Origin of the sequence: Vineibacter terrae (assembly GCF_008039615.1) — a bacterium.
Taxonomy (GTDB): domain Bacteria; phylum Pseudomonadota; class Alphaproteobacteria; order Reyranellales; family Reyranellaceae; genus Vineibacter; species Vineibacter terrae.
In genome coordinates this window covers 108488-120829 of sequence record NZ_VDUZ01000025.1, presented here as the reverse complement: position 1 = coordinate 120829, position 12342 = coordinate 108488, and the positions used below count along the sequence as shown (strand labels likewise).

Annotated in this window: 12 protein-coding genes; 9 read left to right on the top strand and 3 right to left on the bottom strand. The window is 69.0% G+C overall.

Annotation, left to right across the window (positions count from 1 at the left end):
- Positions 1-123: 123 nt before the first annotated feature.
- A complete protein-coding gene (gene proC / locus FHP25_RS21510; RefSeq protein WP_147849016.1) occupies positions 124-936 on the bottom strand; it encodes a pyrroline-5-carboxylate reductase in 813 nt (270 codons plus the stop codon).
- A gap of 129 nt (positions 937-1065) precedes the next feature.
- Between proC and FHP25_RS21505 the strand changes: the two genes are divergently transcribed.
- Positions 1066-1878, top strand: coding sequence for an enoyl-CoA hydratase/isomerase family protein (locus FHP25_RS21505; RefSeq protein ID WP_147849015.1), 813 nt, complete (start codon positions 1066-1068; stop codon positions 1876-1878).
- Here the strand turns inward: FHP25_RS21505 and FHP25_RS21500 are convergent.
- Positions 1873-2511, bottom strand: a complete 639-nt coding sequence (locus FHP25_RS21500; RefSeq protein WP_178133682.1) for a TetR/AcrR family transcriptional regulator — start codon at positions 2509-2511, stop codon at positions 1873-1875. The two genes, FHP25_RS21505 and FHP25_RS21500, sit on opposite strands and share 6 nt — an antisense overlap.
- Positions 2512-2521: 10 nt before the next feature.
- Entirely contained in the window at positions 2522-3328 is an 807-nt protein-coding gene (locus tag FHP25_RS21495) for an SDR family NAD(P)-dependent oxidoreductase (RefSeq protein WP_147849013.1), read from the bottom strand.
- Positions 3329-3470: 142 nt separating this feature from the next.
- Between FHP25_RS21495 and FHP25_RS21490 the strand changes: the two genes are divergently transcribed.
- Genes FHP25_RS21490 through FHP25_RS21455 form a run of 8 tightly spaced genes read left to right on the top strand, consistent with a single transcriptional unit; the run spans position 3471 to position 12318 of the window.
- Positions 3471-5126: an AMP-binding protein gene (locus FHP25_RS21490; RefSeq protein WP_218578491.1), complete on the top strand. Its 1656-nt coding sequence runs from the start codon at positions 3471-3473 to the stop codon at positions 5124-5126.
- Positions 5116-5643 carry a TRAP transporter small permease subunit gene (locus FHP25_RS21485; protein ID WP_147849012.1) on the top strand — a complete coding sequence of 176 codons (528 nt, stop codon included), beginning with the start codon at positions 5116-5118 and terminating at the stop codon, positions 5641-5643. Before FHP25_RS21490 ends, FHP25_RS21485 begins: the two co-directional genes overlap by 11 nt.
- A 2-nt stretch (positions 5644-5645) precedes the next feature.
- Positions 5646-6941: a TRAP transporter large permease gene (locus FHP25_RS21480; RefSeq protein ID WP_147849011.1), complete on the top strand. Its 1296-nt coding sequence runs from the start codon at positions 5646-5648 to the stop codon at positions 6939-6941.
- 32 nt (positions 6942-6973) lie between these two features.
- Positions 6974-8050, top strand: a complete 1077-nt coding sequence (gene dctP, locus FHP25_RS21475; protein ID WP_147849010.1) for a TRAP transporter substrate-binding protein DctP — start codon at positions 6974-6976, stop codon at positions 8048-8050.
- Between the two features lie 30 nt (positions 8051-8080).
- Positions 8081-9238 carry a thiolase family protein gene (locus FHP25_RS21470; RefSeq protein ID WP_147849009.1) on the top strand — a complete coding sequence of 386 codons (1158 nt, stop codon included), beginning with the start codon at positions 8081-8083 and terminating at the stop codon, positions 9236-9238.
- Positions 9235-9648 carry a Zn-ribbon domain-containing OB-fold protein gene (locus FHP25_RS21465; protein ID WP_147849008.1) on the top strand — a complete coding sequence of 138 codons (414 nt, stop codon included), beginning with the start codon at positions 9235-9237 and terminating at the stop codon, positions 9646-9648. The genes FHP25_RS21470 and FHP25_RS21465 overlap by 4 nt, the downstream gene beginning before the upstream one ends.
- 10 nt (positions 9649-9658) lie before the next feature.
- Positions 9659-11275, top strand: coding sequence for an AMP-binding protein (locus FHP25_RS21460; protein ID WP_147849007.1), 1617 nt, complete (start codon positions 9659-9661; stop codon positions 11273-11275).
- Positions 11272-12318 (top strand): NAD-dependent epimerase/dehydratase family protein, encoded by a 1047-nt coding sequence (locus tag FHP25_RS21455; protein WP_147849006.1) that lies wholly within the window; start codon positions 11272-11274, stop codon positions 12316-12318. The genes FHP25_RS21460 and FHP25_RS21455 overlap by 4 nt, the downstream gene beginning before the upstream one ends.
- The last annotated feature ends 24 nt before the right edge of the window (positions 12319-12342 follow it).

The window sequence follows — 12342 nt, the reverse complement described above, 5'->3', positions numbered from 1 at the left end:
GCAAAAAATCGGTCTGACGATCAACTTGGCGGAAATTACTCATCACAACCACGCTGGCTCGAGCCAATATCAACCCTCGATAATGAATCTCATTCCAGCTCTCGGCTCAAGTCCGACAGGCTGCTAGCCCGCCAGCTCCTTGGAGCGGCGCGCCGCGGCCGCGATGGCCGAATCGAACAACGGCTGAATGCCGATATCGGACATCAGGATCTTCAGCGCCTCGGCCGTGGTGCCGCCGGGCGAGGTGACGTTGACGCGCAGCTGCGCCGCCGACTCGCTGGAGCGGCGCAGCAGCTCGCCCGATCCCGCCACCGTGGCCCGCGCCAGGGTCATCGCCATGTCGGCCGGCAGGCCGGCCTTGATGCCGGCCTCCGCCATCGCCTCGACCAGCAGGAAGACGTAGGCCGGACCGCTGCCCGACACGGCCGTCACCGCGTCCATCACGCCTTCGTCCGGCGTCCACAGCACATCGCCCACGGCCGATAGCAGCTCGGTGCAGCGTGCCTTGGCCAGCTCGCTGACCCCCGGCCCCGCCACGCATACGGTCACGCCGCGGCGCACCGCCGCCGGCGTGTTGGGCATGGCGCGCACGATGCGGGCGTCCTCGCCCAGCCCGGCACGGAAATAGCCGATGGTCTTGCCGGCCGCGATCGAGAGGAAGGTCGTGGCGTCGCCGGCCAGCCGGCGCAAGCCGGGCAGCACGTCGTTCATGGTCTGCGGCTTGACCGCCAGCACGGCGATATCGGGCACGAAGCCGGCGGGAAGCGCATCGACGGCGGCGACGACGGCGGCGCCGTCGATCTTGGGCCGGCTGGCCTCGCCGGGCTCGATGACGGCAAGGTCGGCCGGCTTCAGGCCCTGCTCCAGCCAGCCTTCCAGCATCGCCCCGCCCATCTTGCCGCATCCCACCAGCAGCAGCTTCCCGCGCCCCGCCATCCTGTCCTCCGCACCGACAACCGCGTGACACTACAACGGCCGTGCCCGGGCTCGAAAGCGCCGCGATGGCTTGCGGCGGCGGCCTGCCGTCGCGTCTACTGCCCGAACCGGACGACAGGGAGCAGCGCCGTGGCCTACGAGACCATCACCGTCGAGCGCGACGCGGCCGTCGCGATCGTCACGTTCAACCGGCCGCAGGTGCTCAATGCCTTCAACAACACGTTGATGCACGAGAGTCTTGAGGCGATGGCCGCCCTCAACGGCGACGACGCGGTGCAGGTCATCGTGGTGCGCGGCGCCGGACGGGCGTTCTCATCGGGCTTCGACCTCAAGGCGGCGGCCGAGCGCAAGATGGATGACGTCGCCGACTGGGAGCGCCAGATGCGCCTGCAGTTCGACTTCATCATGCAGTTCTGGGACAGCCCCAAGCCGACCGTGGCCTGCGTGCACGGCTTCTGCCTCGCCGGCGCCTTCGAGGCGATGCTGGCGTGCGACGTGACGGTGGCGGCCGAAGGCACGCGCTTCGGCGAGCCTGAGGTGCGCTTCGGCACCGGCATCGTCGCCATGCTCCTGCCATGGATCACCGGCCCCAAGCAGGCCAAGGAGCTGCTGCTCACCGGCGACGACAGGATCGACGCCGCCGACGCGCTGCGGCTGGGTATCGTGAACCACGTCATGCCGGCGGGCCAGGAAACCGACAAGGCCATGTCGCTGGCCCGCACCATGGCACGCGCGTCGGCGCGGTCGGTGCGCCTCACCAAGCGAGCCATCAACCAGACCTACGAGACCATGGGGCTGCGCGCGGCGTTGCAGGCGTCGCTCGATATCGACGTGATCCTCAATGCCGGCGGCTCGCCAGAGAAGGCCGAGTTCGCCCGCATCCGCGACACACAGGGCGTGAAGGCGGCGATCGCCTGGCGCGATGCGCGGTTCAGGTCATGACCGGCGCGGCGGCAGCCGATCGCCCAGCAGCAGCGCTAAGCCCTTCTCGACATAATCCTCGCGGCTGACCGGCGCCTCGAAACGCCAGGTGTTGAGCACCCATGAGTGCACGTAGATCACCAGGTGATAGGTGAGCTGCTCGGCGTCGATGTCCTGCAGCAGGCGCGCACGCTGGCAGTCGACGATGCTCTGCATGATCAGCTCGGTGGCGCGCATCTCCTTGTCCATCACCGCCTTGAGCCGGGCCCGCGACAGCGAGCGCGACTCGCGATAGCCCAGCAGCGTGGCGGCGCGGTGGTCGTCCACGACCTTGCAGAAGGCGTGAATGCCGGCGCGGAACCGCTCCAGCGGCCCGTCGCCGTTGTCCTGGCCCTTGGGTATCTCGCGCAGATAGGCATCGAGGATGTCGTTGATGACCTCGAACAGCAGCTCGTCCTTGTCCTCGAAATACTGGTAGATCAGGCCGACGCTCATGCCGGCCTTGGTGGCAATGGCCTGCATCGTGGCGCCGTGGAAGCCATGGCTGCCGAACACGTCGATCGCCGCCGTCAGGATCTGATGGCGACGTTCGCGGACCATGGCGGGCGGCTGGGGCGGCCGGCCGCGGGCCGGCCTCACGGGCTTCTTCGTCATCAGGGACGCCCTACGCCTGTCGGCCGCCGCCATGCGGCGGCGGCTCCAGCTCGGCCATGTCGTCGGCGAAGATCGGCGCCGAGAACGCCTGCCCCAGCGGCATGGCCTCGACCATGTTGATGTTCACCCGCCGCGGCAGGCGCAGGCAGAAGGCGACGATCTCGGCGACATCCTCGGGATACATGAGATTGGGATGGCCGTAGAACGCATCGGCCGACGCCGACGAGCCGGTGCGCACGGCGGCGAACTCGGTGCGCACCGTGCCCGGCTCGACGCAGATCGCGCGCACGTTGCGCCCCAGCAGGTCGGCCCGCAGGTTCAGCGTGAACTGGCGGATGAAGGCCTTGGTGGCGCCGTAAACATTGCCCGTGGGATAGGGCCAGCTCCCGGCCACCGAGCCGATATTGACGATGTCGCCGCGGTCGCGCGCGACCATGCCGGGCAGCAGCAGGCGCGTCAGCGCCAGCACGCCGCCGATATTCGTGTCCACCATCGCCTGCCATTTCGCGGCATCGGCGTCCTGCGCCTTGTCGTTGCCCAGCGCCACGCCGGCGTTGTTGATCAGCACGTCGACCGTGGCGAACGCCGGCGGCAGCGCGGCGAACATGCGCGCAAGCGCGGCACCGTCCGCGACATCCACCGCCATCACATGGCACGCGGGACCGAGCTCCTCGCGCAGCCGCTCGAGCCGCTTGGCACGACGCCCCAGCGCCACGATCCGCGCGCCGTCGCGCGCCAGATGCCGCGCCGTCGCCGCACCGATACCCGACGTGGCACCGCTGACCACAACCGTCCGCCCGCTCAGCTCGTTCGCCATCGCTGTCCCCTCGTGCTTGACTCAGATTAAATTGAATATATATTCAACAAAATAGAAAAGAGAGGATCGGCGCGATACGTCGCTGAAGCGATCCGACGGCGAGGGAGAGGCTTGGTGCCAGCATGGCCGGACGCGGCACGTCATGAGTGAGCGGATGACATCGGGCGCGCATGCGCCGGACGTTGCCGCGCGCAACGTGCGCGACGGCTTGTGGCTGGACAAGACCATCTACCAGCTGCTGGCGGAGCGCTCGGCGCGCACACCGGACAAGACGTTGATCGTCGACCGCTTCGGCCGGATGAGCTACGGCGAAGCCCTCGCCGCTGCCGATTGCATCGCCGCCAATCTGCACGCGCTGGGGATCGGGCGCGGCGATGTCGTGGCCGTGCAGCTGCCGAACTGGCGGCAGTTCCCGCTGATGGCGTATGCGCTGGACCGCCTCGGCGCGATCTGCACGCCGCTGCCATCGATCTACCGCCATCGCGAGCTGCGCCTGATGCTGGGGCTGGTGCGGCCGAAGGTGGCAATCATCCCGCGCCTGTTCCGCGGCTTCGATCACCTGCAGATGATGCGCGAGCTGGCGGACGATCTGCCCGATTGCCGGCATGTCTTCGTCGCCGAAGGCAATCCCGGCGGGGCACGGCGTTTCGAGGATCTGCTGGTGCCGGCACCGCCGGCGCCGCCGCATCGGCCGGACGCCGACGCGATCAGCGAGATCGTCTTCACGTCGGGCACGACCGGCGAGCCCAAGGGCGTGATGCACACGGCCAACACCAATCTCTGCCCCCTGCTGGGGGTGATCGAGGACCAGGGTCTGGACCACCGCGACGTCGTGCTGATGGCCTCGACCTTCGGCCATCAGACCGGGTTCGTCTATGGCGGACACCTTCCGGTGCTGATCGGCGGCTCCGCCGTGCTGATGGAGCGCTGGGATCCCGCCCTGGCACTGGAGCTGATCGAACGTGAGGGCGTCACCTGGACGATGGGCGCGACGCCCTTCCTGCAGGACCTGCTGGCGGCGCCCGACGCCAAGCGCGCGACGCGCTCGCTGCGCGCCTTCCTGTGCTCAGGCGCGCCGATCCCGCGCGTATACCTCGACCGCGCCCGCGATACGCTGGGCTGCAAGGTGATGTCAGGCTGGGGCATGACCGAGGTCGGGCTCGTGACGCTCAGCCGCATGGACGATCCGGCCGACATGGTGGCCGGCTCCGACGGCCGGCCGCTGCGCGGCAGCGCGGTGCGCATCGTCGACGACAGCGGCGCGGCGGTGGCGCCGGGCACCGACGGCGACCTGCTCTGCCGCGGCGCCTCGCTGTTCGCCGGCTACTACCAGCGGCCCGAGATCACCCGCGCCAGCTACAGCGAAGGCGGCTGGTTCCATACCGGCGACCGGGCCCGCGACGTCGGCGGCGGCTATATCCGCATCACCGGCCGCAGCAAGGACATCATCATCCGCGGTGGCGAGAACATCCCGGTCGTCGAGGTGGAGGAGCTGCTGCACAAGCACCCGGCCGTGGCGACCGCAGCCGTGGTCGCGGTGCCCGATCCGCGCCTGCAGGAGCGTGCCTGCGCTGCCGTGCTGCTCAAGCCGGGCATGCAGCTCGACCTGGCCGAGATGCGCCGCCACCTCGCAGCGCATCAGCTGGCGCAGCAGTACTTCCCCGAGCACGTCGTTGCGTTCGACAGCTTTCCGATGACGCCCAGCGGCAAGGTGCAGAAATTCCTGCTGCGCACGCAGGTGATCGCCGCGCTGGAGGCGAACGGCACCTTGAAGGGAGCGGACCGGCATGGACGGTAAATTCCTCCAGGCAGTGAGCGGACCCGCCGGCATCCTGGGCGGGATCGCGCTGGTGCTGCTGGCGCTCGTGGTGACAGCCGACGTCGTCGCGCGCGGCATGGGGTTCGCGCTGATCGGCGCGGCCGAGATCGGCGGCGTGCTGCTGGCGCTGCTGGTGTTCCTGCCGCTGGCGTACACCCAGCACCTGCGCGGCCACGTCGCCATCGAGGTGCTGGTGTCGGCCCTCCCGCGCCGGCTGCGGCGCTGGGCCGACGTGGCCTCGCTGCTGATCTGCGCCGCCTTCTCCATCGTTCTCGTGGTCGGCTGCGGCGAGACCGCCTGGGACAGCTACGCGCAGCAGGAGTTCCAGGTCGGCACCATGTCCTTCCCGCTGTGGCCCGTGAAGGCGGTGGTCGCCATCGGCTTCCTGCTGCTGAGCATCCAGCTCGTGATCCAGCTCATCGGCGCGCTGCTGGTCGCGACCGGCCGCCGACGCGACGACCAGGACGAGCCCTCGCTTCCTCAGACGACGTTGTGACCATGGAATCGCACCTGATCGTCGTCGCGATCTTCGCGCTCGGCATCGCCGTCGGCCTGCCCATCGGCTTCGTTCTGCTGGCGTCGGCCTTCTGCGGCATCATGTTCCTGCGCGGCCTGCCGGTGGCGATGACGGCGCTGGGCACCATGCCGTTCGCCAAGGTGACCGACATCGCCCTGATGACGATCCCGCTCTTCATCCTGATGGGTGCGTTCGCCACGCACGCAGGCGTCAGCGAGAAGGCCTTCCAGATGGCCAATCGCTTCGTCGGGCATATGCGTGCCGGCCTGGCGATGGCGACCGTCGTGGCCTGCGCCGCCTTCGCCGCCACGTCCGGCTCCAGCGTCGCGACCTCGGCCGCCGTCGGCAAGATCGCGCTACACGAGATGCGCCGCTTCGGCTACGACCGGGCCGTGGCCGCCGGCACGATCGCATCGGCCGGCCTGCTGGGCATCATGATCCCGCCCAGCATCATGCTGGTAGTCTACGGCATCATCACCCAGACCGATATCGGCCAGCTCCTGGTGGCCGGGATCCTGCCGGGCATCCTGACGGCAGGCGTGTTCTGCCTCGGCCTCTTCCTGCTGGCGCTCGTGCGGCCCAACCTGATGCCGTCGGTGCAGGCGCCCGTGCCGTGGCGCGAGCGGCTGGCCGGCCTGCGCGACGGCTGGGGTGTGGCGCTGCTGTTCGGCGTCATCATCGGCGGCATCTATTCGGGCGCGTTCACCGCCACCGAGGCCGCGGCCGTGGGTGCCGTGACGGCCTTCCTGCTGCTCCTGCTCAAGCGCGGCCTGGACCTGCGCCCCCTGCTGCACAGCAGCCGCGAGGCCGCCGGCAGCTGCGCGATGCTGTTCCTGATCCTGATCGGCGCCGGGCTGTTCAGCCAGTACATCGCCCTGTCGGGTCTGGCCCGCGCCGCCGCCGAGCTGATCCAGGGGTCGGACTGGCCGCGCTGGCTGATCCTGTGGTGCATCCTGCTGGCCTACATCCCGCTGGGCATGTTCCTCGAGCCCATCTCGATGTGCCTGATCACGCTGCCGATCGTGTTCCCGACCGTCACGGCGCTGGGCTACGACCCGGTGTGGTTCGGGATCATCGTCGTGAAGATGAGCGAGCTCGCCAACATCACGCCGCCCCTGGGAGTCAACGTCTTCGTCATCAAGGCGATCGATCCGGGCATCCAGATCTCGTCCGTCTTCCGCGGCGCCACGTTCTTCGTGCTGCTCGAGCTGGTCACGCTGGTGCTGCTGGTGAGCATCCCCGAGATCTCGCTCCTGCTGCCCCGGTTGATGCAGTAGGCACGGCAAACAAAAGACCCGAGGAGGATCTAATGGCAAAGGCACAGACGAAATTGTGGACGACGGCGGCGCTTCTGGCGGTGGCCGTCGGCGCGGCGGCGACCACGCCGGCGGCGGCCAAGGTCGAGGTGATCTACTCGACCTACGTGGCCCAGGGCTCGAGCTCCAACCTGCAGTACGAGGCCTATCTCGACGAGCTCAGCCGCCGCACCCAGGGCGAGATCAAGGTCAAGGACAAGATGTTCATGGCCGCGCTGATGAAGGCCGGCGAGCATCTGACCGGCATCGGCAAGGGCCTCGCCGACGTCGGCTATTTCTGCACCGGCTACACCCCGGCGCTGCTGCCACTCACGTCGATGGCGGAGCTGCCCTTCGTCACCGAGAAGGGCGATGCGGTTTCGGCTACGCTCGCCGAGCTCTATGACAGCTACGCGCCGCTGCGCAAGGAGTACCAGAAGCAGAACGTCGAGGTGCTGGCCTTCGACGCGCCGTCCGCCACGATCCTGGGCGTCAACAAGGCGGTCACGTCGTCGGCGCAGCTCAAGGGCCTGAAGGTGCGCGCCTATGGCGACCTGGGCAAGATCGTCGGCAAGACCGCCGGCATGATCCCGGTGCCGATGGCCACGACCGATATCTACACCGGCATGCAGACCGGCGCGATCGACGGCTATATCGGCGTGCCGCTGTGGATGCCGGGACCGGAGAACTGGCTGCAGCACACCAAGACCCTGATCGCGCCCGGCATCGGCACGTACTACACGTGCGGCTTGGCCATGAACCTCGATGTCTTCAAGCGTCTGCCGCAGAGCGCGAAGGACGAGATCGCGAAGATGCGGCGCGAGTTCCCGGCCAAGTCGATCGATTTCGTCCTCAAGGGCGATGCCGCGACGGTGAAGAAGGCGCAGGAGCTCAAGGTCGGCTTCTACCGCTTCACCGCCGCCGAGGTGGAGGCGTGGAAGAAGGCTTCCGACTACGACGCCCTGAAGGCCGACTGGATCAAGAGCCGGCAGGCCCGCACCGACGCCAACGTCGCGGAGTTCCTCAAGGTGTACGAGGAGACCCTTGCCAAGCACCTGCCGCGCTCGACCTATGAGCAGAAGTTTCCCTGAGACGGCGCCAGCACCGGAGCTGCGGACAGAATGACCAAGCAAGCCTTCATCGTCGGCGTCGGCGAGACGCCACCGACCCGCCGGTCGAGCAAGGACATCCGCGCGCTGGCGATCGACGCCATCGACGCCGCCCTGGCCGATGCCGGCCTGCCGCCGACCGCGATCGACGGCATCGTCACGGACGGCCTGATCATGCCCAACACCGTGCCGCACGAGTACGTCACTGCCCAGTACGGCATGGACAAGCGCCGCTTCGACGGCAGCATCTCCTACGGCGGCACCGGCATCGTCTGCGCCCCGATGATCGCCAAGGCCGCCATCGACGCCGGACTGGCCGAGACGGTCCTGTGCTATTTCGGCGTGGATTGGGGAACGCGGGCATCGGGCCCATACGGCTTCCACGACCTCTATCCCGCCAAGCTCGCCTTCGAGAAGCCCGTCGGCTTCAACGGGCAGCCGTCCTACTTCGCCCTGTGGGCCCGGCGCTATATGCACGAGTTCGGCGCGACGGAAGAGGATCTGGCGGCCATCGCCATCGCGCAGCGCAGCAACGCGCTGCGCAATCCGCGCAGCCAGGTCAAGAAGCCGCTCGACCTCGAGGCCTACCGCGCATCCCGGATGATCTCCGACCCGCTGCGCGCGGCCGATTGCTGCGTGATCTCCGACGGGGTCTGCGCCTTCATCGTCACGACCGGCGAACGCGCGCGTGATCTGCGCCAGAAACCCGTGAAGATCATGGGGTGCGGCTTCGGAACCGAGCCGGTGAGCGGCGACGACATCTTCACCCAGCGCGCCGATCTGCTGCGCATCCCCGGCGCGGCCGCGGCCGCGCAGCAGGCGCTGCGGCAGGCCGACCTGACGCTGGGCGACGTCGACTTCGCGGAGATCTACGACTGCTTCACGATCTCATGCCTGATGCAGATCGAAAGCATGGGGTTCTGCGGCCCCGGCGAGGCCGGGCCGTTCGTGCGCGAGCGCGGAACGACCGTGGACGGCCGGTTGCCGATCAACACGCATGGCGGGTTGCTGTCCTACAGCTACCTGCTGGGGGCTGAGCATGTGATCGAAGCCGTGCGCCAGCTGCGCGGCGAAGCCGGCGCGGCGCAGGTCGCCGATGCGCAGGTCGGCCTTGTCAGCGGGCTTTCCGTGCCCGACTACGGTGTTCTCCTGCTGGGGCGACCGACATGAGCGACGCACCATCGACCATCGCGCCGGAATTCGCCGGCTTCTTCGCTGCGCTGCAGGAACGGGCCCTCGCCTTCCCGTGCTGCGACACCTGCGCCCGCTTCCATTGGTACCCGATGAAGGCCTGCCCGCATTGCCGCAGCAGCGTCATCAGCTGGCGCCGGATCGCGGGCACGGGCAGCCTCTACTCCTGGACCACGGTGCGGCATGCTTTCGACCCGGCCTGGCGCGACCGCCTGCCCTATATCGTGGCCCTGGTCGAGTTCCCGGACGCGCCCGGCGTGCGTCTGATCGCGAACGTCGCCGCCGATCCCGAATCGCTGGCGATCGGCATGGCCGTGACGCCGTGCTTCGATGACGGCGTGGCGATCGGCAAGAGCGGCGTCACGTTCGTGCCCGCCGGCAACGCCTAGGAGGACGGCCATGCGGACGCTGTGCGAAGCCCTCGAGACCGGCGCCGCGCAGTCGGGCCGGTCACCCTGCCTGGTCATCCCTGCCCGGCCGGAACGCGACTACGATCCGGCCGGGCTGGAGTGGACATATGACGACGTGGCCGGCCGCGTGCAGCGCCTGGTCGACCGCTACGCCGCGGCGGGCTATGGCCATGGCCATCGCGTGGCGCTGCTGCTGGAGAATCGTCCGGCCTTCATGCTGCACTTCCTGGCGCTCAACCGGCTGGGCGCCTGCGTGGTGCCGGTCAACCCCGACTACCGCCATGACGACCTGACGTTCCTGCTGCGGCATTCCGAGTGCGATCTGGCGATCGGGCTGGCGCATCGGCTGGGCGACCTGCAGGGCGCCGTCACCGCGATCGCATCGGGCGCGCAGGTCGTCGACGTGGCGCAATTCGACGACGCGCTGCCGACGGCGCGGCGCCCGGCGCTGGCCAGCCGCCCCGACCACGACAGCCTGGGCACCATCCTTTATACGTCCGGCACGACCGGATTGCCCAAGGGCTGCCTGCTGACGAACGCCTACTTCTTCTTCGCCGCGCAGCGCTATCTCGCCGCCGGCGGCGTGATGCGCATCGGCACCGCGTGCGAGCGTCTCTACAACCCGCTGCCGCTGTTCTACGCCAACAGCCTCGCCATCTCGAACCCGGCCATGATCCTGTCGCGCAACGCGATGATCTTCCCGGACCGCTTCCATCCCAAGAGCTGGTGGCAGGAGGTGAGCCAGACCCGCGCCACCATGGTCCATTACCTCGGTATCGTGGCGCCGGTCCTGCTGAGCCAGCCGCCATCCGGACTGGACCGCGCGCACGCGGTGAAGTTCGGCGTCGGCGCTGGCATCGATCCGGCGGACCATGCCGCGTTCGAGAGCCGCTTCGGCTTCCCGCTGGTCGAGGTCTGGGGCATGTCCGAGGTGGGCATCGCCTGCGCCGCCAACGCCGAGCCGCGCCGGATCGACACGCGCACCTTCGGCAGGCCGCTGCCGGAGGTCGAGCTGAAGGTCGTGGACGAGGAGGATGCCGAGGTGCCGGCCGGCACCGAGGGCGAGCTGGTGCTGCGCCGCAGCGGCAGCGACCCGCGGCGCGGCCTGTTTGCCGGCTACTGGAAGGACGCGGCGACCACGGAAGAGGCGTGGCGTCACGGATGGTTCCATACCGGCGACATCGTGCGCCGCGACGATGACGGCCTCTACCACTTCGTCGACCGCAAGAAGCACATGATCCGGCGCAGCGGCCAGAACATCGCCGCCGCCGAGGTCGAAGCCTGCCTGCACCAGCACCCGGATATCGCGCGCGTGGCGGTGACGCCGATCGCGGATGATCTGCGCGAGGAGGAGGTGCTGGCCTGTGTCGTCCTGCGCGACAGCGTGGCCGGCAACGCCGAGCTGGCGCAAGCCATCACCGCGTTCGCGCTGCAGCGCCTGGCCTATTTCAAGGCGCCGGCCTGGGTCCTGTTCCTGGACGAGCTGCCGGTGACCGCGACGCAGAAGCTCCAGAAGTCTCGCATCTTCGCACCCGGCGAGGATCCGACCCGGCGGCCCGGGATGTTCGATTGCCGCCCGCTCAAGCAGGCGCGGCGGGCGCGGTGACACGTACGGCGCTCGTGGTCGGCGATGGCGGTGTCGTCGGCCATCGCCTGGCGTCATACCTCGCTGCCACCGGCGCCTGGCGCGTGATCGGCATCGGGCGCCGGCCGCAGGGCCCGCCCGGGGTGACGCATCTGGCGCTGGACATGCTTGACCGCGATGCCCTGCTGGGGCGACCGCAGGCCGTGGCGGGCGTCACCCATGCCTTCCTGACCGCGAAGGCACCGGCCGCGGATGCCGCAGCCGAGGCGGAGCTCAACGCCCGGCTGCTGCACAACATGATCGACATGCTGGAGGCCGGCGCTGCGGGACTGCAGCACGTCGCGCTGGTCCATGGCACGAAATGGTACGGCTGCCATGCCGGCCCCTATGCCGTGCCGGCCCGGGAGGACGATCCGCGCGGCCCGGCACCGCTGTTCTATTTCGACCAGCACGATGCCCTGGCGGCACGCCAGCGTGGACGCGCCTGGGGCTGGTCGACCCTGCGCCCGCACACCGTGTGGGGCTACTCCCGCGGCACGGGGAACAATCTGGTGACGCTGATCGGCGTCTACGCCGCCCTGCTGCGCGAGGCCGGCGAGAAGCTTGCCTTCCCCGGCACGCCGCAGAACTACGAGAAGCAATCCCAGGCCACGACCGCCGATCTGCTCGGCCAGGCGCTTGCGTGGGCGGCGACGGCGCCGTCCTGCCGCAACCAGGATCTCAACCTCACCAATGGCGCGACGTTCCGCTGGCGCGACCTGTGGCCGGCGGTCGCAGCCTTCTTCGGCATGGAGCCTGCAGGGCCGGCACCGGAGCCCCTGACGCAGCTTATGCCGCGCTACGAGCCGCTCTGGCCCCGCATTCAGCGAAAATATGGCTTGGCGGAGGGACACCTCGAGGAGCTGGTCAACTGGCAGTACGGCCAGGGCCTGTTCTCGGTCGCCTGGGACGACGGCTCGTCGAACGACAAGGCGCGGCGGCTGGGCTTCGCCGCGCAGGAGGACAACCGTACGGCACTGCTGCGGATCCTGGGCGCGCTGCGCCGCGACCACATCGTGCCGTGAGAAACCCTGAGCACGGGCCGGGGC